This window comes from Streptomyces sp. NBC_01294 (assembly GCF_035917235.1).
Lineage (GTDB): Bacteria > Actinomycetota > Actinomycetes > Streptomycetales > Streptomycetaceae > Streptomyces > Streptomyces caledonius.
Genome location: NZ_CP108423.1, coordinates 6,725,671 through 6,751,190, shown reverse-complemented (window position 1 = coordinate 6,751,190; position 25,520 = coordinate 6,725,671). Strand labels below are relative to the sequence as shown.

Below are 25,520 nucleotides of genomic sequence, written 5' to 3'. Positions count from 1 at the left end.
GTGAGGACCCGGTGGCCCGGCGGCCACCGGGTCCTCGCACGTGCCTAGGCTGGTCCGGTGAGCACCCATGTCGCCGCCCCCGCCGCGGACTTCGAGAAACACCGGCCCCGGATGTTCGGCATCGCCTACCGCATGCTCGGCTCCGCCGCGGAGGCCGAGGACGCCGTGCAGGACGCGTACCTGCGCTGGGCGGCGGCGGACCGCGAGGACGTGGAGCACCCGGGGGCCTGGCTCGCCAAGGTCGTCACGAACCTGTGCCTCAACAGCCTCACCTCGGCGCGGGCCCGGCGCGAGGCGTACGTCGGCCCCTGGCTCCCGGAACCCGTCCTCACCGCGGACGGGACGCTCGGCCCGCTGCAGTCGGCGGAGCAGCGGGACTGCGTGTCCATGGCCCTGCTGGTGCTGCTGGAGCAGCTCACGCCGGTCGAGCGGGCGGTGTACGTCCTGCGCGAGGCCTTCGCCTACGGCCACCGGGAGATCGCCGGGGTCCTGGACCTCACCGAGGCCAACTGCCGTCAGCTCTACCGGCGCGCGGCGGGCCGGGTGGCCGCGGACCGGGCCGCCGCGCCGGAGCCGCGCTTCGATGCGGACCCCGAGCGGTGGCAGAGCCTGGTGGAGACCTTCCTGACCGCGGCGCGCGACGGGGACCTGGCCCGGCTGGAGGGCCTGCTGACGGCCGACGTGCGGTACGTGTCCGACGGCGGCGGCGTGGTCGGTGCGGCGCTGCGGCCGGTCCTCGGGCGGGACAAGGTCGCGCGGTTCTCGATCGGCGTGCTGGAGAAGTTCGCGTCGGGCCTGCCGGTCAGCGTCGCGGAGGTCAACGGCTCGCCCGCGCTGCTCTTCGGCGAGGTGGCGGTGCTCTTGGTGGAGTTCGAGAATGGCCTGGTCAGCACCATCAGTACGGTGGTCAACCCGGAGAAGCTGGCATTCCTCCGGCGGCAGCTGTCACATTCCTGAGGGCTGTCCGGTCTCCCCTGCTGAAGTGACGTTCCCAGCGAAGGGCGGGACCCATGACCACCATCCTCGTCACCGGAGGCACCGGAACCCTCGGCAGGCTGCTCGTCGGCCGGCTGCGGGAGGCGGGCCACGAGGTCCGCGTACTGAGCCGGCACTCCCCCGACCATCCGGTCGACCTGCACGACGGGCGCGGGCTGGACGCGGCGATGGCGGGCTCGGAGGTGGTGGTGCACTGCGCGAGCAACACGCGCAACGCGGGCAAGGGCGACGACGAGGCCGCCGGCCACCTGATCGCGGCGGCCCGGCGGGCGGGGACCGTGACGAACGTCGTCTACATCTCGATCGTAGGCGTGGACGTGGTCCCGCTCGGCTACTACAAGCGGAAGCTGCGGGTGGAGCGGCTGCTGGAGGAGTCCGGGCTGGGCGTGACGATCCTGCGCACGACGCAGTTCCACGACTTCGTGGCGATGGTGACGGACGCGGCGGCGAAGCTGCCGGTCCTGCCGGTGCCGATGCCGAGCGGGGTACGGGTGCAGCCGATCGCCGTCGGGGAGGTCGCGGACCGCATGGCGGAACTGGCGGTCCCGACCCCGTCGGGCCGCGTCCCGGACATGGGCGGGCCGGAGATCCGCACCCTCCCCGAGCTGGCCCGCACCTACCTTTCGGCGACGGGCCGCCGCCGCCGGGTGATCCCCCTCCGGCTGGCGGGCAAGGCGTACGCGGGCTTCAGGCGGGGCGGCAACCTGGCCCCGTCCCACGCGGTGGGCCGGGTGACGTTCGCGGAGTTCCTGGCGCAGCGGGGGCGGTAGGAGAGGCCCTCCCGCCCGGCCGGGGCCTCGCCCCCTGCGCACCCCCGCTCCGGGGCCGGCGGTCGCCCACCCACCTGCCGGCAGTCAGCGTTTCCCGAGCGGGCGACCAGGTCCGCAACCGGGTCCGGCACGGCAGCCGGGGCGGCCGCCCGCCGGCCTTCGACACGCAGGTTCCACGGGCACCGCAACGTCGCGGAACGGTGCTTCGACCGCTTGACGCATGGGCAGGGCATCGCCACCCCGTACGGCAGGACTGCCCGCTCCTGCCGAACGGCCGTCGCCCTCGCACCGCTCCTGATACGCGCGTCACTCGTTGACGACAACTCCCGATCGGCTGTTCACCGTTGATACTGCAGAGCGTCGGCACCTGCGGCGATGACCTCGGCGAGCCGGTTGGCGAAGGCCGCGTTGCATCCTCCGAGCCGGACGAAGCCGTGGCCCGCCACCGGCCCGTCGTTGCACAGAGAGGGAAGGGTCAGGTCCGCGAGCGCGAGCGCCGCCTGGAGGTTGGTGACAGCGTCTTCGCCGGCCTGGTAGGCGGCGTCCTGGCGCCGCTTGTACTGGATTCGTTCGGCGTGGGTCATTTCGTACACCATGATTCCGACCTCTCGTGGTAGGCGTGGGAGGTGATGCGCCGGAGCGCGTCGTGAATTCGGTTCGGTCCATAGAGGTGTGACCCCGGCCCGGTGCGCCGCCCCTGGGCACACGGCTCCCGGGGGGCGCGGCGCTGATCGCCTTCGCCGGCACATTCGCTGCAGATCCCGACGGCAGGGGCCTCCCCTTCCGGGCATGACCATGCCCAAGGCGCGTCGCTCGGATGTGCGGCAGCATCCGGACGGCCGGGGTGCGCCATGCGGTCTGAGCTGCAGCGCGGTGAGCGGGTCCAGGCCCGGGCCGCGAGGGAACAAGGACGTAGACCGTCGGGCTGAGTCTGCACATCGCCCGTGACCATCGGTTTCGATCTTCGTTTCAAAGGTGCAGGCGAGAACCCCTTTGACGCGTGGGAAGGACCGGGTTGTCCAGGAAGTTGGCGGCCGTCACCGCCTCCGCCCTTCGCGGTCGCCGCCCACGGGACGCTCCGCCCCCGCGCGTCGTGGTCCGCCGGCGCCGTTCCCGCCGGGACACCTGCTCAGGAATCCCACTCCATCGCCCGCACGACGCGCCCGCCGGGCAGGTGCAGGAAACCCCTCACCCGGGCGGCGGATCGACCCCTGCGGCGGAGTACGCGGCTGCGGTGTGGCGGCACCGTCGCGCCCTCCGCATTCAGCGTCGACACCTCATCTCCTCGGCGCAAGGGCTGTCGGCCGGTCGGACTCCACCGACGGTACGGACTTGAGCGCCCGGCCCTCCCGCAGGAGTTCACCGACTCCTGCCGAACCGACAACCGAAGAACCCCGAGGCCGGCCCCCCGCCGTCGGCACGGCATCGACCGTCGTTCCGGTGCCCCGGCGCTCCCTCGCGTCTCACAGCAGCCGCAACCCACCGCCCAAGCCGAGAGCCGCAGCCCTGACCTGCGCACGTGACACCGCCGCACCCGTACGACCGTCATACGTCGTACCCGAATCTGCGACCGCTGGACGGAGTGCGGACGGCCCGTTTCTCTTCCACGGAGTAGCCGCGAGCGACACCTTCCTGACTGCGCCCGGCCGTCACCGTTTGCCCAAGCGCAGAGGCGGGCGGGTTCCGGTGCCGTGGAGCGGCCTGGCGGGGCGGCCGCGTGAGTGTGATCTGGCGGACCAGCTGCTGGAAGCAGGCCAGCGCTGCGACGGCGGGAAGGGCGGACGCCGTCCCGGCGGCGAGCGTTCTGGGTGCCTGGGCCACGCACAGAAGCGTGGCCAGGGTGGAGAACAGCAGCACGATGGACCAGGAATGAAGCGCGCGGCGCTGGTGCAGCGCGGATCTGAGGATGGACAGGGAGGCGACCATCCAGGGGCCGTAGATCAGCAGGGGCCACCAGCCGACCACGTCGCGGGCCGCGTGGAGTCCGGCGCTGTGGCGAAGGGCGTCGCAGATGGCCAGCCCACTCAGCATGCTCACCACCGCAGCGATGACGGCGACCAGCACGGCGGTGAACAGGCTGCCCGTTTGCAGCAGGGTCGCCACCGGCGACTTCGACGGGTTCCGTCGGTGCCCGCTGGAGGTCTGTCTGGGTGGCCGCTCGGCAGGGGCGTGCTTCAGCCCTGCGACGAGGCCGATGGCACCGACCGTGCCACCGGTGTCGTCGAAGCCGACGTGGCTGAGCGGCTCCGGCTGCCCGGGGGCAGCACTCTCCTGGAGAAGGATGGCGAGCTCTTCCGCCGGATCCCACGGCCGATGCGGCTCGCCGAGCCCGCCGAGCGGCTGCTCGGGGGGGTGGTGCTGTGCGTGGTCCGGCAGGCCCCAGAACGCGGTGGTGTCGGGCTGGGGGTGGGGGCCGTGGATGTCCGGGTATCCGTACGACTCAAACACGGGAGCTGCCGCCCGAGTGCTCGTCGACCGGCGTCGTAGGCGGTGCGGTGCTCTCCGACCGCTGGTCGAACTCGAACTGGATCATGCTCATCGTGACGAGGAAGTCCTCAAGGACCGAGGACGAGTACCTCAGATCGATTTCCAGGCTGTCGTGTTCCAGCGTTGCGTTCCTGGCCTGGCTGGAGCCGGTTGAGCGTGGAGTGAAAGTCCACTTTCCGATCCGGGTGACCCCGGCGTGAAAGTCGCCCCCCTGTCCGCCTTCTTCTGCAGGCCTACGGAAGAAGGATGGGGGCTTTGCTGTTGTCATATTCCATAAACGCTGTCGATGTTGGTCAGGGTATGCGCCATCCGGGTGATGGATGACAGACGCACAAACGTTCCCTGCCTTTTGCAGTTTCTGCAAACGCTACAGGAGCGCGGTAGTCATGCCCTGCCGCTGCGCCCCGCCGCAGCGCGAGGGGACGATCAGCGGCGGGCCGATGCAGGCCCCGAGCGCGGCACGCCCGTCCAGCGGCGCCCTCATGCATCGCGGAATGCGTCTGCACATGTCGCCGACTCCCGCCGCGGGCCACCCTCGGACATATTTTCATTCCTCACCGCCGAGCCCTGTCGCCGCCCCCATCGGCTTCGCCTCCCTGGCATCAGACGGCCACCGCCCCGCATGAGCGCGCCGATCGTCGGCCCGGGGGCCGCTGAGCCGGCTACAGCCCCTGCTCCGGCCACCCCCGGCCGTCGGCTGATCATCAGGAGAAAGACTGAGATGCCAAGGCCGGCGGATTGCTGCACATGGCTGCAATCAGGAGGGACGGCGCAACCCGGCATATGCCCCTGCGTTATGCCGGACGATCGCCGGGGGCTCCAGTCGCGTGCGCCCCCCTTTACATCAGCCTTTGAAAGGACTGGTTGTGGGAGACATCTTCCTGTGGATCGTACTGATCTCCACCGTGCTGGGCACAGGTTGCACCGCCTTGACGGCATCAGGGACTGGCCGCCTGTGGCACGTGGACGCCCTTGAACTGAGGCGCCACCAACACTTCAGGCGCGTCCTGTCCTGCCATGTTGACGCCATCCGGCTGTCTCGCCGGAAAGCCGCGCCACCGGCACAGCCCGGAGAGGAGCCCGCCGGCGTCTCGCCCTGCCTGGGTGTGGAGCCGTTCCGGGTCGTCCACGAGCCGTGTCCGCCGCCCTTCACGCGAGACCTCTACGGCAGTGCCCCTTCACACCGCCGCCGGCCGGCTCCGGTCGCCGAATGACCGTACCTCCGACACCCCGCCGCACTTCCGTACCTCCAGGAGCCGGCAGGCGTGTCACGTGTCCTGTCGGCCACCGACGCCGTCGCCCTGTCGCGATGCGCCGTCGCCCGAAGAGCCCGACGATCACGGTCGGCGTCCCACGCAATTCCACACACCGGCAGGTCGCTCGTCGAGCCGGCCCTCCCAGGCAAGCGCACCCGGCTGAGAGGGGGCACCGATATCACTGAATCCCTTAAAAAACCCCGGCAATCCGCACACGGACGATCGCGCAAAAAACCCCGGCAATCTGCACATTGCTGAACTCTCGCCGCACCATTGAACGCCGCTAAACCTGGGATGATCTGCCTAATTCCTGTTCGACGCACCTCTGCGCTACGCGTTTGGGGAAATAGCGAGAGGGCCAAGAAAATAAATATGATCCACCTACTTCTGCGAGGCCCCCCTGGTCGGCATCGGCCGACGGTGCCCGGGTCTTCGAGCTCATCCGCACAGAGTCCACGAGAAGGGTTGCGTAAGCATGGCCCCCTGCGATGACCTGTCCGATCGCGGCCCGTGGCCGGCCGCCCGGCGCCGTGTCCGCCTGGCGGCGGCACGGGTGGTGAACACGGTGCGGACGGCGCTGATGCAGGTGACACGCCGCCTCGCTGAAACAGGCATGGGCGGCGCGGTCACCCCGTCCCGGACGAGAATAGGCTCGATACGGGTACTCCAGGACGAATACAGGGCGGGCTTCCCCCTGCCCCCGCCTCATCCGGCGAGCGCCGCGAGCGACCTCCACGAATGCCCCTGGTGCCTCTCCCTCGGAAATCCCCATACGCCCGGCCCGGCCGACCCTGCCGAGCACTGATGGTGACGGCGTCCGTACGGGCTGCGATGCACGCCACCGCCCGCCTGCTCGAGGCCACCCCGCTGCCGTGTGAATGCCCGGCTCCCTCAGGCCCCGCCCCCTACCCCCCGAACAGCACCTTCTGGGCCGCCTCCCGCGCCGCCAGTCTGGCTCCCGCCAGGACCGCCGGGTCGCCCAGGGCCGTGGCGCGGACCTCCGTCGGGACCGGGGTCAGTTCCGCCAGGCGGCGGGCGACCCGGGCGGCCAGGGCAGGGCCGCCCGCGCGGCCGAGTTCGCCCGCCAGGACCACGCAGCCCGGGTCCAGGATCGCCGCGGCCGCCGCCGCGCCCAAGGCGAGGCGTTCGGCCAGGGCTTCGAGGAAGGCCTCGCCCGCGGCCCCGGCGGCCGCCTCCTCCGCCGAACCGGCGAAGCCGTGTGCGCGCGCCAGGGCGGTCACGGCGTCCCGGCCGACCAGGGCGTGGAACCCGCCCGCGCAGTCGGCGGCGGAGGGCAGGCCCCCGGCGCCCGGTACCGGGAGGAAGCCGATCTCGCCCGCGCCGCCGGAGGCGCCCCGGCGCAGCCGGCCGTCCAGGACCACGGCCGCGCCCACGCCCGCGCCGAGCCACAGCAGGACGAAGGAGTCCAGGTCCCGGGCCACGCCCAGGCGTTGTTCGGCGAGGGCGGCCAGGTTGGTCTCGTTCTCGACGACCACGACGGCGGGCAGGGTCCGCTGCAGGGCGCTCACGAGGTCGCGGTGCCAGGCGGGCAGGCCGGTGGTGTCGCGGAGTTCGCCGGTGGCCGGGGCGACCAGGCCCGGGGCGCCGATGACGACGGTGTGCAGTGCGGCGGCTCCGGCCTCGCGGGAGGTGCGCAGCAGGGCCGCGACCGCGTCCTCGGGGGCGCCGACGGGCAGGGCGGCTTCGGCCAGGGGGTGGCCGAGCAGGTCGGTGACGACGGCGGTGACCCGGTCGGTGCGCACGTCCAGGGCGGCCAGGTGGGCGCGGCGGGCGACGATCCCGTACAGCTTGGCGTTGGGACCGCGCCGCTGTTCGCCGGACTCCCCGACGACCTCGATCAGCCCGGCTTCGGTGAGCCGGTCGACGAGGTCGGCCACCGAGGGGCGGGAGAGGCCGGTCATCGTCTTGAGCTGGGTGGCCGTCAGCGGCCCGGACTCCTGGAGGAGTTCCAGGGCGAGGCGGTCGTTGATGGCCCGGGCCGTGCTGGGCGAGGCGGGCGACGGTACCGGGGTACGGGCAGGAGTCACGGCGCCCATCCTAGGGAGTTGCGTGCCGTTATCTATCAGGCAGGGTCCCTGATAGTTTATTCACATGACCGGGGACACCGCTCTCAGCCCGGCGCGCCTGCGCCATGCCCGTTTCGCCATCGCCGCCGTCTTCTGCGCCCACGGCGCCGTCACCGGCTCCTTCGCCACCCGCATTCCCTGGATCCAGGAGCACGCCCAGCTCGGCGCGGGCACCCTGGGACTCGCCCTCGCCTTCCCCGCCCTGGGCGCCGCGCTCGCGATGCCGCTGGCCGGGCGGATCAACCACCGGTTCGGCGCCCGCGCGGCGCTGCGGGGGCTGCTGGTGCTGTGGACCCTTTCCCTGATCCTGCCGAGCCTCGCCCCGAACCTGCCCGCGCTCTGCTTCGCGCTCTTCGTCTACGGAGCCACCGCCGGCATGTCGGACGTGGCGATGAACGCGCTGGGCGTGGAGACCGAGAACCGGCTGGGCCGCTCGATCATGTCCTCGCTGCACGGCATGTGGAGCGTGGGCGCCCTGATCGGTTCGGCCGCCGGCACGGTCGCCGCGCACACCGGGACCGACGCCCGGCTGCACCACCTGCTCGCCGCGCTCGTCCTGACCGCGGCCGGGCTGGTCGCCGTACAGGGGGTGCTGGACCTGAGGAGCGAACAGGGGTCGCAGGCACCGCCGCACTTCGCGCTGCCCCCGAAGTCCGCCCTGCTCATCGGGGCCATCGGGTTCTGCGCGGTCTTCGCCGAGGGCGCGAGCCTGGACTGGTCGGCGGTCTACCTGCGGGACGTGCTGCACACCGACGCCGGTCTGGCGGCCGCCTCCACCACCGCCTTCGCGCTGACGATGGCGGTCACCCGGCTCGTCGGCGACCGGGTGGTGGACCGGTTCGGGGCGGTGCGCACGGTCCGCGTGGGCGGCGTACTGGCCACCGCGGGCGGGCTGCTGGTGGTCATGGTCCGGCATCCGGCCGGGGCCCTGACCGGCTTCGCGATGATCGGGCTGGGCATCGCGGTGGTGGTCCCGCTGGCCTTCGCGGCCGCGGCGCGCAGCGGGCCGGCGCCGGCGCAGGCCATCGCCGGGGTCGCGACGATCACGTACACCTCGGGCCTGATCGCGCCGTCGGCGATCGGGGCGGTCGCCGACGCGACCTCGCTGGTGGTGTCGTTCGGGCTGGTCACCCTGCTGGCCTTCGCGCTGATCGTGGGTGCTTCGGTACTGCGCCAGGGGCCGTCGGTGGGGCAGGCTGGGGGCGAGACCGCCGAAGCCGCCGAGACCGCCGAGAAGGCCGGTCCGGTCGATCAGGACGAACCTGTCGATACCCGGCCGTAACATGTCGACCGGCCGCAGCGGCACCCCGTGCGCTGCGGCCTCGACGTGCGATCGGCCGGAGCTGTGATCATCCGGGGACGAGGAGTGGAACATGGGCTTCGGCGTGGGCTGGACGCTGCACGGAGACGGGCGGACTCCCGCTCCCGGCGCGGTGGTCCGGCCGGAGGAGCGGCTCTCGTGGCCGCGGACCGCCGGGCTGGGCGCCCAGCACGTCGTGGCGATGTTCGGCGCGAGTTTCGTCGCGCCGGTGCTGATGGGCCTGGACCCGAACCTGGCCATCATGATGTCGGGCGTCGCGACGGTGATCTTCCTCCTCGCGACGCGCGGCCGGGTCCCGTCCTACCTGGGCTGTTCCCTGTCCTTCGTCGGAGTCGCCGCCGCGATCCGGGCCTCGGGCGGGGACAGCGCGGTCGTCACCGGCTCGGTCTTCGTCGTCGGCGTGGCGCTGTTCCTGTCCGGCGTCGCGGTGCAGCGCTTCGGCGCCCGCATCATCCACGCGGCGATGCCGCCGGTGGTGACGGGCGCGGTGGTGATGCTGATCGGCTTCAACCTGGCGCCGGTGACGGCTTCGACGTACTGGCCGCAGGACCAGTGGACGGCCCTGCTGACCATGCTGTTCACCGGGATGGCCGTGGTCTGCCTGCGCGGCTTCTGGTCACGGATCGCGATCTTCCTCGGGCTGGTCTTCGGATACGCGCTCTCCTGGATCCTCGACGCCGTCCTCGGCAAGATCCACTCGCCTGCGGGCGGGCCCGAGGCCGTGGACCACTGGCGCCTGGACCTCTCGCAGGTCGGCAAGGCCGACTGGATCGGGCTGCCGTCCTTCCACGCCCCGCAGTTCGAGTGGTCGGCCATCCTGATCGCCCTGCCCGTGGTGATCGCGCTGATCGCCGAGAACGCCGGGCACATCAAGGCCGTCGGCGAGATGACCGGCGACCCCCTCGACGACAAGCTGGGCACGGCCATCGCGGCGGACGGCGCCGCGTCCATGCTGTCCACGGCGGTCGGCGGCCCGCCCAACACCACGTACTCCGAGAACATCGGCGTCATGGCGGCCACCCGGGTCTACTCCACAGCGGCGTACTGGGCGGCCGCGGGCTTCGCACTGCTCTTCGGGCTGTGCCCCAAGTTCGGCGCGGTCGTCGCCGCGATCCCCGGCGGGGTGCTGGGCGGCATCACCGTCATCCTCTACGGGATGATCGGCCTGCTCGGCGCCCAGATCTGGCGGGGCGGCCGGGTGGACCTGCGCAATCCGCTCAACCTGGTGCCGGCCGCGGCGGGCATCATCATCGGCATCGGCGGCGTCACGCTGAAGATCACCGACACCTTCGAGCTGGGCGGCATCGCGCTGGGCACGATCGTGGTGATCACGGGCTACCACGCGCTGCGGTTCTTCGCCCCCGCGCACCTGAAGCAGCAGGAGCCGCTGCTCGACGAGGGCACCTCCACCTACGACGAGGGCACGGACCCGGAGGACAAGCCCCGTTGACGGGGTTTCGCCCGAACCGGCGAAGCGTACGGCCAAGTTCCCCGGATCCGCGCCGGCGCCTGCGAACCTGCCTCCCATGGAAGCGGTGCTGGCGCGGATGCGCGCCCTGAACGAGCGGCTCCCGCCGCAGGACGGTGTCGCCGTCTTCAACCGGGTCTACCTGACGGTGACGGAGACCCTGCACCGGCGGATCGAGTGCGGGGGGTTCCCGGCGCCGCGCCGGGCGCAGACCCTCAGCGTGCGGTTCGCGGAGCGGTACCTGACCGCGGTCGAGGCGGACCGGGCCCCGGCCTGCTGGCGGCCGCTGTTCCAGTACCGCCGCCACCCGGGGGTGCGCCCGCTCCAGCACGCGCTGGCCGGGATCAACGCGCACATCGGCCACGACCTGGCGGTGGCGGTGGTGTCCACCTGCCGCGCCCTGGACTGCGCCCCGGCCGCCCTCGAAGCGGACTTCGACCGGGTCGGCGACACCCTGGTCTCCCTGGAGGAACGCATCCGGGAGGACCTGATGCCGGGCCCGGACCTCCTGGAGGTCGCCGACCCGCTGACCCACCTGGTCGGCTCGTGGAGCCTGGAGCGCGCCCGCGCGGGCGCCTGGGCTTCGGCCCGGCTGCTGTGGACGCTGCGCCGCTCCCCCGAGCTGGCCGAGGACTTCCGGGTGTCCCTCGACGCGGGCGTCGGCCTGGTCGGCCGCTGCCTCCTGACCCCGACGGGGCTGAAACCCCGGTGCGATCCCCTCGGACACCCCTCTGGCCTGCTGCGATGACCAGCTTCGCCACGCACCGGCGCAAGGTGCACGACACGGCGCTGCCGCCCCACCGGCGGCTGTCGGCCCTGCGCACGTGCCTGACGGAGTTCTCCCCGTACGGCTTTCGCGCCACCTACCACCACCTGTGCCGCAGCGCGGAGATCCCCCAGGACCTGGAGCGGGATCCGGGAGCCCTGGTGTGGGCGGTGGAGGAACTGGATGCCGCCCGGGCACTGTGGCTGACCGACCAGGCCGGGTGGGAGTCGCGCCGCCGTGCCCAGAAGGGGGCCGGTGTCCGCGTCCCCGCTCCGCCGCCGCCCACGCAGTCGTTGTGGTGCCCCGATCCCGAGTTCCACCCGGCCGCACCTTTGCCTGACGTGATGCCCCGCCTGATGTCGGCCCCGCGGACCGGAGACCTCTCGGTCTGTCCGTTGTGCGGCGTGGGGCGGGGCACGACCCCGCTGCACGACGGGTACCGACTCCACCAGCTGTGCGCGGGCTGCGGATTGAGCCTGGGGTGGCGGGACGACGGATTTTCACAGGGCGTGCTGGAGGCGCGGGAGGCCCGATGGAAGCTCCTGTGGAGCCGCGCCGTCTGACCGCGCCTCGCGGACCGGCACCCCCGCACCCGGTACCCGGCACCCGCTCCGGCTCCGGCTCCGGCTCCCGCTCCGGCTCCGGCTCCGGCTCCGGCTCCGGCTCCGGCTCCGGCTCCGGCGGGCATGGGAACGGGCCGCCGTCCCGCGTGCTGACGGCGCGGTGCGGCGGCCCGTGATCAGGGGACCGGGAGGGGTCAGTCCTCCGGGAGTTCGACCGGGGCGATCTCGTCGTAGAGGTCGCCCGGGCCCGGGTTGGTGGCGTCCGTGGAGCCGCCGAGGTGGTGCATGACGCCCCAGACGGCGTTGAGGGCGGTCTGGACCGCGCCCTCGGCCCAGCCGGCCGTCCAGGAGATGTCGTCGCCCGCGAGGAAGATGCCGCGCTTGTCCTCGGGGAGGCGGTCCTGCATGAAGTGGGTGAACAGGCGGCGCTGGTAGCGGTAGTGGCCCGGGAGGTTGGCCTTGAACGCGCCCATGAAGTAGGGCTCGTTCTCCCAGGACACGGTGACCGGGTTGCCGATGACGTGGCGGCGGATGTCGACCTTCGGGTAGATCTCGCCGAGGGACTTCAGCATGACCTCCATCCGCTCGTTCGCGGACAGCGGCAGCCACTTCAGGCTGTCGTCGCACCAGGTGTACGAGAGGCAGATGACGGCGGGCTTGTCCGGGCCGTTGTCCAGCAGGTACGTGCCGCGGGTCATGCGGTCCGTGAGCGTCATCGACATGACGTCGCGGCCCGTCTCCTCGTCCTTGTCGAGCCAGAACGGCCGGTCGACGGGGACGAAGAGCTTCGAGCTCTCCATGTAGTGGGTGCGCTCGATCGCCGTCCAGTGGTCGATCGGGAAGAGCGTGTCGTCGCACTCGATCTTCGACAGGAGCATCCAGGACTGGGCCGTGAAGATCGCGGCGCGGTACGTGCGGATGTCGCCGGAGGCGTCGGTGACCGTGATGCGGTTGCCCGCGGTGCGGTGCAGGCGGGTCACCGCCGGGCGCGGGGTGCCGTCGTGCAGGGAGGACAGCGAGGTGCCCTGGGCCCAGTGCACGATCTTCTCGGGCTCGCGCTCCCACAGGCGCAGCGGGAGCTGCTGCGAGCCGCCCACGATGCCGCGGTGGTGGTCGTCGGCCTCGGTGTAGACGACGCGCAGGATCTCCAGGATGGAGTTCGGGAAGTCGGTGTCCCAGCCGCCGGTGCCGAAGCCGACCTGGCCGAAGATCTCGCGCTTGCGGAAGGACTGGAAGGCCTCCGACTTGCACAGGAACCCGTAGAAGGTCTCGTCGTCGAGCTTCTCGACGAGCTTGGCCCAGATCTCGCGGATGCGCGGGACGTCCCGCTCGCGCATCGCGGTGTTCATGTCGGAGAAGTCGGCGCCCTCGTCGAGGCAGGCGTTCCACGCGGCGGCGACGTCGCGGTAGACCTGCGGGAGGTCGGCGATGGTCTCGGCGTAGTGGGTCTCGCCCTTGAGGTCCACGACCGTCGAGGGGGTGGCCTCGGCGAGCGGGTTCGGGAAGGGCTCGGTGACCAGGCCGACGAGGTCGATGTAGTGCTGCAGGGCCGTGGAGGACGGCGGGAAGCGCATGGCGCCCATCTCCGCGGTCAGCTCCTCGGTGCCGGCGCCCTCGAAGCCGACGGTGCGCAGCCGGCCGCCGATCTGGTCCGCCTCGTAGACGACGGGCTTGAGGCCCATCTTCATCAGCTCGTACGCCGAGATGATGCCGGACAGCCCGCCGCCGATGACGGCGACCTCGGTGCCGAGCTCGGTCGCCGGTATCTGACCGAGGCCCGCCGGGTGGGCGAGGAAGTCGTCGTACGCGTACGGGAAATCCGGCCCGAACATGGTGATCGACGGCTGTCCGTCGCTGTGCGGGACGGCGGTGGTGGGCACCGTGGACGTCATGGGGGTACGTCTCCTTGCGGCAGGGCTGGGGGAAGAGGTCTTAGACGAGGGAGGCGTAGAGCCCGGGGCGGCGGTCGCGCAGGTACGGATTGTGCTCGCGCGAGGCGGCCAGCAGCTCGGGGTCGGCCTCGCCGAACACCAGCTCCTCGCCGCGGCCGGCCCGGGTCCGGGTGACCCCGTCGGGGCTCGCCAGGCAGCTGAGTCCGACGAACTCGAACTCGCCTTCCGGGCCGGTGCGGTTGACGTACGCGATGTACATCTGGTTCTCGAAGGCCCGTACGGGGACGAGCTGTTCGGCGACGAACTGGAACGGGTGCATCTGCGCGGTCGGCACCAGGAGGAGGTCGGTGCCGGCGAGCGCGTGCGCCCGGACGTTCTCGGGGAACTCCACGTCGTAGCAGATCATGATGCCGATGCGGAGGCCGCCGAGGTCCGCCTGGACGACGGGGGTGTCGCCGGGGGTGAAGGCGTCCTGTTCGAAGCAGCCGAAGAGGTGGGTCTTGCGGTAGTTCGCGAGCGCCACCCCGTCCGGGCCGATGAGCTGCGCCGCGTTGAAGACGGCGTCTCCCGCCCGCTCCGGGTAGCCGTACAGGACGGCGACGCCGTGGCGGCGGGCGATCTCGCCGATGGCGGCGGCGGACGGGCCGTCGGCCGGTTCGGCGATGCCGGGGATGTCCTCGAGGTCCAGCGCGTAGCCGGTCAGGAACATCTCCGAGGTCACGAGCAGCCCGGCCCCGCTCTGTGCGGCGCGCGCCGCTGCCTCGTCGAGCGCCTTGAGGTTCTCGGCGGTGTCGCCGAGCACTCCGGAGCTCTGGAGGAGGGCGGTGCGCAGCGGGGGCATGGGCTACCTCTGTGACAGGAGGGGTGGGGTCCTATAGACGGTACGTTCGCGCGTTCGACGTGGACAAGCCGTGACCGTTGCGCTCCGCGCATCGATTCGTTGCGTGTTCCACGACCGGGACGGCGATTCGTTGCGCGGGGGCCGTACGGGCCCTCGGGAACCCCGCTGCGACCCCCGCGGACCGCGCTGCCGGCCCGGGGTGACGCAGGTCGTCGGGGCTGCCGGGGCGCGGTCGCCGTCCTGCCCCCGGTGGGCCGCCCCGCGCTGGTTAGGCTTCCTGTGGCGGGCCCTGTCCGTCGTGGCGTCCCCCGCAGTCTCGTGGCGGTGCCCGGGGCCGTCAAGAAGGCGGCCGCCGCCGGGCTCCGCCCCACGGAAGGAGTCCCGCACCCATGTCCCCCGAGACCGGCACCCTGACCGACAGTGACGTACTCGACAATCCGGTCTGGGCGGCACTGACCGGCACGCACCGCGGTTTCGCCGAGTTCGGGCCCGCGGGTCTGGCCGCCCGGTACACGGCGGACGCGACGCCCTTCGCGGCGCTCTCCGATCCGGAGGACCCCCGGGCGTGGGCGGACCTCGCCGCACTGGCCGGACCCGACGAGGAGGTCTGGGTGACCGGCCTGCCGACCCCGCCGCCGGGGTGGGCGACGGCGGTGACCGTGCCGGGCGTGCAGCTGGACGGCCGGGCGGTACGGGCCGAGGCGGCGCCGGAGGCGGTCGTGCTGGGCCGCGGCGACGTACCGGAGATGCTGGAGCTGGTGGAGCTGACCAGGCCGGGCCCGTTCTTGGACCGGACGGTCGAACTGGGCACGTACCTCGGGATCCGCCACGAGGGGCGGCTCGTGGCGATGGCCGGGGAGCGGATGCGGCCGGCCGGCTGGTCGGAGATCAGCGCGGTGTGCACCCACCCGGACCACCGGGGCCGGGGCCTGGCCGGCCGGCTGATACGCGCGGTCGCGGCGTCGGTCCGCCAGCGCGGGGACATCCCGTTCCTGCACGCGGCGGCGGAGAACGCCGGCGCCGTGCGGCTCTACGAGTCGATGGGCTTCACGCTGCGCCGCCGCCCGTTCTTCCTGGGGCTCCGGACGCCGCCCGCAGGGGCCTGATCCGCGGGTCTTCGGCGACGGCGGGGTTTCGCGGGGCGTCCTGCGGTCAGACGCGGGACAACCCACGGAAAGGAACTGTCATGACCGACGTCTCACGCCTGCCCGGCTCGGCCCACCACTTCTGGCAGTGGCAGTCCCGGGCCGCCTGCCGCGACCTGGGCTCCGGCCGGTTCTTCCATCCCGCCGGTGAGCGGGGCGAGGACCGGGAGGAGCGGGACGCCGCCGCGAAGCGGGTGTGCGCGGGCTGCCCGGTCCGCAGGGCCTGCCTGGACCACGCGCTGCGCACCCGGGAGCCGTTCGGCGTCTGGGGCGGTCTGACGGAGGAGGAGCGCCACGCGCTCCTCGTTCCGGAGCAGCTCGCGGCCCGGACCGCGGGGTGAGCCCGCCCGGGGGGACCCGGGCTGCGTGCACCGTCACGGCCGCCGGCCCGGCCGGTCCCCCGGAGTCGGCGGAGCGGTCGGGCCGAGCGGTCGGGCGGGCCGGTCAGGCCGGGGCGCCCGAGGTGAAGCGGCGGAGCAGGGGGGAGAGGACCAGCACCGACTTGGTGCGTTCCACGAAGGGCTCGCCCGCGATGCGCTCCAGCACCCGCTCGAAGTGCCGCATGTCGGAGGCGAAGACCTGGACGAGGGCATCCGCGTCGCCGGTGACGGTCGACGCGGACACCACCTCGGGGTAGCGCTCCAGTCCTCGCCGGATGTCGTCCGGCGAGGTGTTGTGGCGGCAGTAGATCTCGATGAAGCCCTCGGTCTCCCAGCCCATCGCGGCGGGGTCCACGCGGACGGTGAAGCCGGTGATGGCGCCTTCGGCGCGCAGCCGGTCCACGCGCCGCTTCACGGCGGGGGCGGAGAGCCCGACCTCGGAGCCGATGTCCGCGTAGGAGCGGCGGGCATCCTCGGCGAGGGCGTGCACGATGCGTTCGTCGAGATCGTTCAGTCGCACGGGGGGTGAATCACTTCTATTCAGCGGCCTCCGCGGCCGTGGCGGCCAGGGTGGCCACAGCGGCCAGGCTGGAGCGGCGCATGCCGTAGAAGAAGTAGATCACGAGCCCGACGGCCATCCAGCCACCGAAGACCAGCCAGGTGATTCCCGGCAGCTCCGTCATCAGGTAGCCGCAGAAGAGGAAGCCCAGGATCGGGGTGACCGGGAAGAGCGCGACCCTGAAGGTGCGGTTCATCTCCGGGCGGGTGTAGCGCAGGATGACGACGGCCACGTTGACCAGGCCGAAGGCGAAGAGCGTGCCGATGCTGGTGGCGTTCGCCAGCTCGCCCAGCGGGATGAACGCGGCGAGCAGACCGCAGAAGAGGCAGACGAGGATCGTGTTGACCTTCGGCGTGCCGGTCTTCGCGTCGACCTTGGCGAAGGCCTTCGGCATCAGGCCGTCGCGGGACATCGCGAAGAGGATGCGGGTCTGGCCGTAGAGGACGGCGAAGACGACGCTGGCGATGGCGACGACGGCGCCCGCGGCGAGGATGACGCTCCAGAAGGAGTGTCCGGTGACGTTCTCCATGATCTGGGCCAGGGCGGCCTCGCTGCCCTCGAACTCCTGCCACGGCATGGCGCCGACGGCGACCAGGGCGACGAGGCAGTAGATCACGGTGACGATCAGCAGCGAGAGCATGATCGCGCGCGGCAGGTCCTTCTTCGGGTTCTTGGCTTCCTCACCGGCGGTGGAGGCGGCGTCGAAGCCGATGTACGAGAAGAAGAGCATCGAGGCGGCGGTGCTGATGGCGGTGACGCCGAGCGGGGCCAGCGGGGTGTAGTTGCCGGCCTTGATGCCCATGAAGCCGATGACGATGAAGAGCACCAGCGTGACGATCTTGACGCCGACCATGATCGAGTTGATCCGGGCGCTCTCCTTGGCCCCGCGCAGCAGGAAGACCATGCAGAGCAGGACGACGACCAAGGCGGGCAGGTTGATGTAGCCGCCCTCGCCCAGCGGGGCGGAGAAGCCCTCGGGGATGGTGAAGCCGAGCGTGCCGTCGAGCAGCTCGTTGAGGTACTGGCCCCAGCCGACGGCGACGGCCGCGACCGAGACGCCGTACTCCAGGACCAGGCACCAGCCGCAGATCCAGGCTATGAGCTCGCCCATGGTGGCGTAGGCGTACGAGTACGAGGAGCCCGAGACGGGGATGGAGCCCGCCAGCTCGGCGTAGGAGAGCGCGGAGAACAGCGCGGTCAGGCCGGCGACGATGAACGCGATGAAGACGGCCGGGCCGGCGATCGGCGTGGCCTCGCCGAGGACGACGAAGATGCCGGTGCCCAGGGTCGCGCCGATGCTGATCATGGTCAGCTGCCACATGGTGAGCGAGCGCTTCAGTGCGCCGCCCTCGCCCTGGCCGCCCTCGGCGACCAGCTGCTCGACCGGCTTGCGGCGGAGCAGCGGGTGGGCGGGCCTGCGGGACTCGGAGGCGAGCGGTGGCGCCTGGCCGTGGTCGAGCACGAGTGGGACTCCTTGTCACTGCGGATCGGGGAGGTCGGGGATGAGGCGTCGACCGCGACGGTCCGGAGCAGGACAGGGCCCGACGAAGGAAGGGCCTGAGCAGGGGGACCGCCGAGCAGGCGATCCGCGCCACTCCACGTACAGCGAGTGAGCCTACGAGCTGAGTGATAGCGCCCGTAATGCACCATCCTTGCACATTGCCGCACGATCGTTGCGCGGATCTGTCCTGGATGGTCCTTTGTTGCGTGCGGATGATCGATCGCTGCGCAGCCCTCTGGGAACCATCGTTCTTGACACTTCGTCAGATCTGCCGCAGCGTGCCGTCATGGATCCGGACGTGCCCTGCGGGACCGACGTGCCGAGGCCCTGGCCCGGGGCCTCGGCACGGTGCCGCCACGGCCGTTCCGATGGCATTGGTGCGCCCGGCGGCGGTGGAACCGGGCCCGCGCGGGGTACGGGTGAACGCGGTGGCACCGGGGGGTGTGGACCCCGCGGATCGCCGCCCTGCCGGGCACCGAGGGGCGGCGGCGCACCGCGGAGGACGCACCGCCGGGCCGGGTCGCCGGGCCGGGTCGCCGGGACCGCGGACATCGCGGCCGCCCCGTACGTCCCGGCCTCACCGCTGTCCTCGTGCGTGACGGGGCAGACGCTCGTGGTGGGCGGCGGGGCCGGCGTGGAGTTCCCGTATCCGACGATCGGAGGCGAAGAGTGATACCACCGGCACCATCGGGAGCGGCGGCACCGGCAGGAGCCGCCGGACGGGAAGGTCGGCCCCACCCCGACGGACAGGGGCCGTGGCAGGACCCGCAGCCCTTCCTGCGCGGGATCGCGTGGCTGGACAAGGGCCGCCCGGTGCGGGCCGATCCGGCGGACACCATGCGGCTGCCCTGGGACACCGGCGAGCGCTCCACCCTGCCCATCGGGGTCCGGCTGGAGTTCACCACCGAGACCGCGCGGGCGGTGGAGATCCGCTACCGGGCGACGGTGCCCGGCCCCACCGACGCACTGCGCGACCTCGCGCACGGCTTCGCGCTGTGGGACCGGCACGGGGTGGTCGCCGAGGTGTTCACCGACCCGGCCGCGGAGGCCGTCGTACGGATCGACCTGGGGGGCGGGAACGGCCCGTTCACCGTCCACCCGCCCGAGACGCAGTCCCCTCGGATCCTCGGCCTGCGCGGGATCGGCGGCCCGCTCGCCCCGGCGCCGCCCGCCCCGCGCTGGGTGGTGCACGGAGACTCCATCACCGAGGGCTGGTGGTCCACCCGGCCCGCGCACGGCTGGCCCGCCGTCACCGGCCGGGCGCTCGGCTGGGACACCGTCAACCTCGGCTACGCGGGCGCCGCGCGCGGCGAACTCACCACCGCCGAACAGCTCGCGGGCCTGCCCGCCGACGTCCTGACGCTCGCCTTCGGCACCAACTGCTGGTCCCGGGTGCCCTTCTCGGCGCCCCTGCTGTACGAGACCACGCGCGCGTTCCTCGAACTGGTGCGGCAGGGGCACCCGCGGACCCCGCTCCTGCTGGTCTCCCCCGTCCTGCGGCCCGACGCCGAGCGCACCCCGAACAAGCTGGGCGCCACCCTGGGCGCCCTGCGCGACGCGATGGAGCGCGCCACCCGGCACCGGATCGCCGCCGGGGACGACCGGCTCGCCGTGCTCCCGGGCCGGGACCTGCTCGGTCCCGAGCACCTGGCGGACGGGCTGCACCCCAACGACAGCGGGCACCAGGTTCTCGGCCTCGCTGTGGCCACGGCTCTGCGGCGCACCGGGTTCGACCCGGGGTGAGTGAAACACCCCACACCGGCCGGGGTGAACAGATCCCGCCCATCACAGCGTGTCCTGAGCACAGTTGACGCCACCTCGGTGGCGGACACGACGCACACCACACGTGGGAGAGATCAAGATGGGCATCAAGCGCGGAACCACCCTGGCCGCAGCCGCGATCGCCGTCGTCCTCACGGCTACGGCCTGCGGCACGACGGACTACAAGGCCGGCGACACCACCAAGCCGGTCGGGGCCGCCGCCGCCCAGGACGACCCCTACGGCGCCCCGGCCGCCGACGGAGGCGCGGGCGCCAAGCCCGCCGGGCAGCTGGCGCTCGCCGCCAACGAGCAGCTCGGCCAGGTCCTCACCGACAGCGCGGGCCTCACCCTGTACCGCTTCGACAAGGACACGGCCAAGCCGCCGAAGTCGAACTGCGACGGGGACTGCGAGAAGACCTGGCCGGTGGTCGCGGCGGGCGACGCCACCGCCGCGGCGGGCATGGACCCGGCGCTGCTGGGCGAGGTCGTGCGCACCGACGGCAGCAAGCAGCTGACGGTGGGCGGCTGGCCCGCGTACCGCTACAACAAGGACACCAAGGCGGGCGACGTCAACGGCCAGGGCGTCGGCGGGGTGTGGTTCGCGCTCGCGGCGGACGGCAAGAAGGCCGCGAAGGCGGCTCCGGGCGCGGGCGCCGCGCCCGAGGCCGGCGCAGGCGCGGGCGCAGCGCCCGAGGCCGGCGCGGGCGGCGCCGCCGAGGCGGGCGCGGCGCTGTCCGTGGCGAAGAACGCCAAGCTGGGCGAGTACATCGTCGACGGCAAGGGCATGACCGTCTACCGGTTCAAGCCGGACACGCAGTGGCCGATGGTGTCCAAGTGCGTGGGCGACTGCCTGACCAAGTGGCCGGTCGTCCCCCCGGTGGACAAGGGCAACGCCAAGGGCATCATCGAGAAGAACTACCTGGTCCTGGACCGCCCGGACGGCAAGAAGCAGCAGTCCGTCGACTGCTGGCCCGTCTACACCTTCGCCGGCGACAAGAACCCCGGCGACATCAACGGCCAGGGCGTGGGCGGCACGTGGTACGCCGTCTCCCCCAACGGCAAGCTCATCACCGTCAAGTAGTCCCCTTCTCCCCCCACCACGGTTCGCGCGGCCTCTGCCCCACCTCCCCCGGGGCGGGGGCCGCGCCCCCGTTCCGCCCCGGCGCGCCGGTACCTAGACTCGGCCGCATGCTGCGCGTACTGGCCGTCGACGACGAGAAGCCGCTCCTGGAGGAACTCCTCTACCTGCTGCGCTCGGACCCCCGGGTGCGCAGCGCCGAGGGCGCCTCGGACGCGACCGAGGCCCTGCGCCGGGTCACCCGGGCGCTGGAGTCCGGACCGGACGGGGCCGACGCCATCGACGTGGTCTTCCTCGACATCCACATGGCCGGGCTGACCGGGCTGGACATCGCCCGGCTGCTGGCCGGGTTCGCGCGGCCGCCGCTGATCGTGTTCGTGACCGCGCACGAGGGGTTCGCCGTACAGGCCTTCGACCTCAAGGCCGTGGACTACGTGCTCAAGCCCGTGCGGCCGGAGCGGCTGGCCGAGGCCGTCCGGCGGGCCTGCGCGCAGCTGGGCCGGGCCGAGGAGGCGCCGGTGGCCGCCGGGGCGGCGGCGGGCCCGCCGGCCGCGGTGGCGCCGCGCCGCCCGGAGGTCACGGTCGCCGACCGCGCCCCGGAGCAGATCGCCGTCGAACTGGGCGGGGTCACCCGCTTCGTGGCGATCGCCGACATCGCCTACGTCGAGGCGCAGGGCGACTACGCCCGCCTGCACACCGACGAGGGCAGCCACCTGGTCCGGATCCCGGTGTCGACACTGGAGGAGCGCTGGGCGGCGCGCGGGTTCGTCCGGATCCACCGCCGTCATCTGGTGGCGCTGGCCCGGATCGACGAGCTCCGGCTGGACGCGGGGACCACGAGTGTCCGGGTCGGGTCGGCGGAGCTCCAGGTCAGCCGCAGGCACGCACGGGAGCTGCGGGACCTCCTGATGCGCCAGGCCACGGGCTGAATCCGGCTGCCGACACCGGCCCGGCACCCGCCGCCCCGCCCCGGCCCGGCGGGTTCGCGCCGGTCACCGGTGACCGGCCACCGGCGACCGTCCGGCGCGCGGAGACGCCGTTCGTCGCGCCGGGAGGGGCGTACGGCGATCCGTCGGAACCGTCGGCCGCACCGCCCTCGTGCCCGGCCCGCCCGTGTCCCGGGCCCTGCGTATCGTGGATCTTCCGGCGCGGGAGGAGTGCCATGTCCGAGATCCAGGCGCTGGTCGACACCCTCAGCGGGCTGCCCCGCACCGCGCCCGCCGGGCCCGCCGAGGCCGAGGCGCTGCTGGCCCGGCTGCGCAGCGCCGCCGCCCGCTGGGCCGACATCCTCTACGAGGCCCGCGAAGGCGTCCGCGAGCAGGTGCCGCCGCGGGCCGAGGCGGCCCTGACCCTGGCCTTCCGGCGCGCGGAAGAGTCGTACGTGGAGCTGGAGATCGCCCTGCGCGACTGCGCGGAGCACCGCGACGCGGTGCGCTGATCCGCGAGCGGGCGACGGCGGCGCCGCCCGACGCGAGCCGGTGCCGGCGCAGCGATCCCGGCCCCGCCGGCGTTTGAGGCGCGGGGTCCGGGGCAGCGCCGCGGCGACGGCGCCGCAGGGCCGGATCGTGCCTGTTGCCAGGTCAGACCTCGTGCATAGACTCCGGTCGCCCCTGCCCTCCGCCGAAGGACCGACCGGTGAACCAGACGTACGCGCTGACCGCGGTCGCCGTCGTCGTCCTGGTCACGGTCCTGGTCGGCGCGCTGGGCCTGCGGATATCCCGTACCACCTCCGACTTCTACGTCGCCTCGCGCACGGTGGGGCCCCGCCTCAACGCGGCGGCCATCAGCGGGGAGTACCTGTCCGCCGCGTCGTTCCTCGGAGTGGCGGGGCTGGTGCTGCTCCAGGGGCCCGAGATGCTCTGGTACCCGGTGGGCTACACCGCCGGGTACGTGGTGCTGCTCGTGCTGGTCGCGGCCCCGCTGCGCCGCTCCGGCGCGTACACGCTGCCCGACTTCGCCGAGGCCCGGCTGGAGTCCCAGGCGGTGCGCAGGATCGCGGTGCTGTTCGTGGTGGGGGTCGGCTGGCTGTACCTGCTGCCGCAGCTGCAGGGCGCCGGGCTGACCCTGGAGATCCTGACCGGGGCCCCGCACTGGGTCGGCGGGCTGGTCGTCGCCTTCGTGGTGAGCGCGGCGGTGGCGGCCGGCGGGATGCGCAGCATCACCTTCGTACAGGCCTTCCAGTACTGGCTCAAACTGACCGCCCTGCTGGTACCGGCCTTCTTCCTGGTCGCCGCCTGGGCCGGGGACGGCGCGCCGCGGGCCAGCTTCGACGCCCCGGCCGTCTTCCGGGAGCACACCTCGGTGACGCTGGCCCAGGACGTGCGGCTGTCCGTGAAGGAGCCGCTGACGGTGACGGTGACCGGGCAGGTGGACGGGCGCACCCTGGTGGCGGTCCCGCTGACCCTGGCCGCTGGTGAGCACTCCGTACGGGCCCACGCGCGGCTGGAGTTCGCCCCGGACACTCCCGTACCGGACACCCGCGCGGAGGCGGGTCTGGGCGCGTCCAGCTGGTCGGAGCCGGTGTCCGGGGACCGCCGGGAGTACCGGCTGTACGCCACGTACGGGCTGATCCTGGCCACCTTCCTGGGCACGATGGGCCTGCCGCACGTCGCGGTGCGCTTCTACACCAGCCCCAACGGGCGGGCCGCGCGGCGCACCACGCTCGTCGTGCTCGCGCTGGTCGGGGTCTTCTACCTGCTGCCGCCCGTGTACGGGGCGCTGGGCCGGATCTACGCCCCCGAGCTCGCCCTCACCGGCGACGCGGACGCGGCGGTGCTGGTGCTGCCCGAGCGGATGCTCGGCGGGCTGCTCGGCGAACTGCTGGGGGCGCTGCTGGCCGGGGGCGCCTTCGCGGCATTCCTGTCGACGGCTTCGGGGCTGACCATGGCGGTGGCCGGGGTGCTGCACCAGGACGTGCTGCGGGCGCGCGGGGTGCGCAGCTTCCGCTCCGCGGTGCTCGTGGCGATCCTGGTGCCGCTGGGCGGGAGCGTGGCCGCGACGGAGGTGCCGGTGGCGGACGCGGTGGGCCTGGCCTTCGCCGTGTCGGCCTCCTCGTTCTGCCCGCTGCTGGTGCTGGGCATCTGGTGGCGCGGGCTGACCCCGCCGGGTGCGGTGGCCGGGCTGGTCACCGGCGGCGGGGCGGCGCTGAGCGCGGTGCTGGCGACCCGGGCGGGCCTGGCCCCGGCGGGCTGGACGCACACGCTGCTGGCGTGGCCGGCGGCCTGGTCGGTGCCGCTCGGGTTCCTGACGATGGTGGCGGTGTCGCTGGCCACCCGGTCGCGGATCCCGGCCGGGACGGCGGCCACCCTGACCCGGCTGCACCTGCCGGAGGTCGTGGCCGGGGACCGGGCGGGAGGCCGGCGGTGACCGGGGTGGGGCCGGCCGTGCTGGCCGTGCTGGCGGTGGCGGGCGCCGCCCTGATGCTGGCCGCGGGCTGGGCGGCCGGCCGGTGGCACGCCCGGAGCGGGGAACGCGCGGCCGGACTGGACCTCGGGACACCAGTGGAGCGGGCCACCTTCCACACCCTGCACACCGCTTCGCTGGCCGCTCCCCCGCTGCGCGCCGGGCTGACCGAGGACGCCGCCCGCAAGGCCGCCCGGCGGCTGCGGTCGCTGCTGGGCACGGAGGCGCTGTGCCTCACCGACCGGGAGTCGGTGCTGGCCTGGGACGGACCGGGCGCCGACCACCACCAGCGGCGGGCGATGGCCCGGGTGGCCGTGATGCTGGAGTCGGAGCGCAGTCAGAGCGTGCGGACCGAGTGCGAGCGGCCCGACTGCCCGCTGAAGTGGGCGGTGGTGGCCCCGCTCACCGGCGAGGACGGGGTGCTGGGTGCGCTGGTGGCGTACGGGTCGCGGGAGTCGGCGGTGCTGGTGCGCGCGGCGACGGAGGTCGCGCGGTGGGTGTCCGTCCAGCTGGAGCTCTCCGAGCTGGACCGCTCGCGGACCCGGCTGATGGAGGCGGAGATCAAGGCGCTGCGGGCGCAGATCTCCCCGCACTTCATCTTCAACTCCCTGGCCGCGATCGCCTCGTTCGTCCGGACCGATCCGGAGCGGGCCCGGGAACTGCTGCTGGAGTTCGCGGACTTCACCCGGTACTCCTTCCGCCGGCACGGCGATTTCACCACCCTCGCCGAGGAGCTGCGCTCCGTCCAGCAGTATCTGGCGCTGGCCGGGGCCCGGTTCGGCGACCGGCTGAAGGTGACCCTGCAGGTGGCGCCGGAGGTGCTGCCGGTGGCGCTGCCCTTCCTGTGCCTGCAGCCGCTGGTGGAGAACGCCGTCAAGCACGGGCTGGAGGACTCCACCGAGGAGTGCCGGATCACGATCACGGCGCGGGACGCGGGTGCGGAGGCGGTGATCACGGTGGAGGACAACGGGGTGGGGATGGATCCGGCGCTGCTGCGGCGGATCCTGGCCGGGGAGCGTGGGGGCGGCTCGTCGGGGATCGGGCTGCCGAACGTCGACGAGCGGATCCGGCAGGTGTACGGGGACGAGTACGGGCCGGTGATCGAGACGGGCGTCGGGGCGGGCATGAAGGTCACGATCCGCATCCCCAAATACCGCGCGGGCGTCCACAGTTCCCCTGCGGGCCACACCCCTTCCCCGCCCTGAACGGACGGGCCACGGGCTGAAAATCCAGCCCCGCCGGCGTTT

At 72.8% G+C, this 25,520-nt stretch carries 22 protein-coding genes; 14 read left to right on the top strand and 8 right to left on the bottom strand.

Going from position 1 to position 25,520, the window contains the following annotated elements; all coding sequences use genetic code 11:
- Nucleotides 1-57: 57 nt before the first annotated feature.
- Nucleotides 58-957: an RNA polymerase sigma-70 factor gene (locus OG534_RS30550; protein ID WP_326592313.1), complete on the top strand. Its 900-nt coding sequence runs from the start codon at nucleotides 58-60 to the stop codon at nucleotides 955-957.
- Between the two features lie 53 nt (nucleotides 958-1,010).
- Nucleotides 1,011-1,766 carry an SDR family oxidoreductase gene (locus tag OG534_RS30545; protein WP_326592311.1) on the top strand — a complete coding sequence of 252 codons (756 nt, stop codon included), beginning with the start codon at nucleotides 1,011-1,013 and terminating at the stop codon, nucleotides 1,764-1,766.
- A 338-nt stretch (nucleotides 1,767-2,104) separates the two neighbouring features.
- Here OG534_RS30545 and OG534_RS30540 read toward each other — a convergent pair whose 3' ends face one another.
- From OG534_RS30540 to OG534_RS30525, 4 genes are all read right to left on the bottom strand, one after another.
- Nucleotides 2,105-2,350, bottom strand: coding sequence for a hypothetical protein (locus OG534_RS30540; RefSeq protein WP_326592309.1), 246 nt, complete (start codon nucleotides 2,348-2,350; stop codon nucleotides 2,105-2,107).
- Between the two features lie 961 nt (nucleotides 2,351-3,311).
- Nucleotides 3,312-4,214, bottom strand: a complete 903-nt coding sequence (locus OG534_RS30535) for a hypothetical protein (protein ID WP_326592307.1) — start codon at nucleotides 4,212-4,214, stop codon at nucleotides 3,312-3,314.
- Complete coding sequence (locus OG534_RS30530; protein ID WP_326592305.1) at nucleotides 4,207-4,521, bottom strand: hypothetical protein; 315 nt, start codon at nucleotides 4,519-4,521, stop codon at nucleotides 4,207-4,209. Before OG534_RS30530 ends, OG534_RS30535 begins: the two co-directional genes overlap by 8 nt.
- 1,893 nt (nucleotides 4,522-6,414) lie before the next feature.
- Nucleotides 6,415-7,566 carry an ROK family transcriptional regulator gene (locus OG534_RS30525; protein ID WP_326592303.1) on the bottom strand — a complete coding sequence of 384 codons (1,152 nt, stop codon included), beginning with the start codon at nucleotides 7,564-7,566 and terminating at the stop codon, nucleotides 6,415-6,417.
- 55 nt (nucleotides 7,567-7,621) lie between these two features.
- Between OG534_RS30525 and OG534_RS30520 the strand changes: the two genes are divergently transcribed.
- From OG534_RS30520 to OG534_RS30505, 4 genes are all read left to right on the top strand, one after another.
- Nucleotides 7,622-8,878 (top strand): MFS transporter, encoded by a 1,257-nt coding sequence (locus tag OG534_RS30520; RefSeq protein WP_326592302.1) that lies wholly within the window; start codon nucleotides 7,622-7,624, stop codon nucleotides 8,876-8,878.
- Between the two features lie 91 nt (nucleotides 8,879-8,969).
- On the top strand, nucleotides 8,970-10,367 hold the full coding sequence (locus OG534_RS30515) for a uracil-xanthine permease family protein (protein ID WP_326592299.1): 1,398 nt from the start codon (nucleotides 8,970-8,972) through the stop codon (nucleotides 10,365-10,367).
- Between the two features lie 76 nt (nucleotides 10,368-10,443).
- Nucleotides 10,444-11,133 carry a DUF5995 family protein gene (locus OG534_RS30510; protein WP_326592298.1) on the top strand — a complete coding sequence of 230 codons (690 nt, stop codon included), beginning with the start codon at nucleotides 10,444-10,446 and terminating at the stop codon, nucleotides 11,131-11,133.
- On the top strand, nucleotides 11,130-11,714 hold the full coding sequence (locus OG534_RS30505; RefSeq protein ID WP_326592296.1) for a hypothetical protein: 585 nt from the start codon (nucleotides 11,130-11,132) through the stop codon (nucleotides 11,712-11,714). Before OG534_RS30510 ends, OG534_RS30505 begins: the two co-directional genes overlap by 4 nt.
- A gap of 194 nt (nucleotides 11,715-11,908) precedes the next feature.
- Here the strand turns inward: OG534_RS30505 and OG534_RS30500 are convergent, their stop codons facing one another.
- On the bottom strand, nucleotides 11,909-13,606 hold the full coding sequence (locus OG534_RS30500) for a flavin monoamine oxidase family protein (RefSeq protein ID WP_326592295.1): 1,698 nt from the start codon (nucleotides 13,604-13,606) through the stop codon (nucleotides 11,909-11,911).
- A gap of 40 nt (nucleotides 13,607-13,646) precedes the next feature.
- Nucleotides 13,647-14,447: a carbon-nitrogen hydrolase family protein gene (locus OG534_RS30495; RefSeq protein ID WP_326592293.1), complete on the bottom strand. Its 801-nt coding sequence runs from the start codon at nucleotides 14,445-14,447 to the stop codon at nucleotides 13,647-13,649.
- A gap of 389 nt (nucleotides 14,448-14,836) precedes the next feature.
- Between OG534_RS30495 and OG534_RS30490 the strand changes: the two genes are divergently transcribed.
- Complete coding sequence (locus OG534_RS30490) at nucleotides 14,837-15,553, top strand: GNAT family N-acetyltransferase (protein ID WP_326592292.1); 717 nt, start codon at nucleotides 14,837-14,839, stop codon at nucleotides 15,551-15,553.
- An 80-nt stretch (nucleotides 15,554-15,633) separates the two neighbouring features.
- Nucleotides 15,634-15,933: a WhiB family transcriptional regulator gene (locus tag OG534_RS30485; RefSeq protein WP_326592290.1), complete on the top strand. Its 300-nt coding sequence runs from the start codon at nucleotides 15,634-15,636 to the stop codon at nucleotides 15,931-15,933.
- A gap of 103 nt (nucleotides 15,934-16,036) precedes the next feature.
- Here the strand turns inward: OG534_RS30485 and OG534_RS30480 are convergent, their stop codons facing one another.
- Together OG534_RS30480 and OG534_RS30475 are read right to left on the bottom strand one after the other, a co-directional pair.
- The gene (locus tag OG534_RS30480; RefSeq protein WP_007262967.1) at nucleotides 16,037-16,492 is read right to left on the bottom strand and encodes an Lrp/AsnC family transcriptional regulator; all 456 of its coding nucleotides are present in this window, start codon (nucleotides 16,490-16,492) and stop codon (nucleotides 16,037-16,039) included.
- Nucleotides 16,493-16,508: 16 nt separating this feature from the next.
- Entirely contained in the window at nucleotides 16,509-17,993 is a 1,485-nt protein-coding gene (locus OG534_RS30475; protein ID WP_326592287.1) for an amino acid permease, read from the bottom strand.
- Between the two features lie 816 nt (nucleotides 17,994-18,809).
- Between OG534_RS30475 and OG534_RS30470 the strand changes: the two genes are divergently transcribed.
- The 6 genes from OG534_RS30470 (at nucleotide 18,810) to OG534_RS30445 (ending at nucleotide 25,478) form a co-directional block, all read left to right on the top strand.
- Entirely contained in the window at nucleotides 18,810-19,775 is a 966-nt protein-coding gene (locus tag OG534_RS30470; protein ID WP_326593946.1) for a GDSL-type esterase/lipase family protein, read from the top strand.
- A gap of 118 nt (nucleotides 19,776-19,893) precedes the next feature.
- Complete coding sequence (locus OG534_RS30465) at nucleotides 19,894-20,874, top strand: SCO0930 family lipoprotein (protein WP_326593945.1); 981 nt, start codon at nucleotides 19,894-19,896, stop codon at nucleotides 20,872-20,874.
- A 107-nt stretch (nucleotides 20,875-20,981) separates the two neighbouring features.
- The gene (locus OG534_RS30460; protein ID WP_326592286.1) at nucleotides 20,982-21,800 is read left to right on the top strand and encodes a LytR/AlgR family response regulator transcription factor; all 819 of its coding nucleotides are present in this window, start codon (nucleotides 20,982-20,984) and stop codon (nucleotides 21,798-21,800) included.
- Nucleotides 21,801-22,033: 233 nt separating this feature from the next.
- A complete protein-coding gene (locus tag OG534_RS30455; protein ID WP_326592285.1) occupies nucleotides 22,034-22,309 on the top strand; it encodes a hypothetical protein in 276 nt (91 codons plus the stop codon).
- Between the two features lie 197 nt (nucleotides 22,310-22,506).
- Entirely contained in the window at nucleotides 22,507-24,237 is a 1,731-nt protein-coding gene (locus tag OG534_RS30450; RefSeq protein WP_326592284.1) for a sodium/solute symporter, read from the top strand.
- On the top strand, nucleotides 24,234-25,478 hold the full coding sequence (locus tag OG534_RS30445; RefSeq protein ID WP_326592283.1) for a sensor histidine kinase: 1,245 nt from the start codon (nucleotides 24,234-24,236) through the stop codon (nucleotides 25,476-25,478). The genes OG534_RS30450 and OG534_RS30445 overlap by 4 nt, the downstream gene beginning before the upstream one ends.
- Nucleotides 25,479-25,520: the final 42 nt, after the last annotated feature.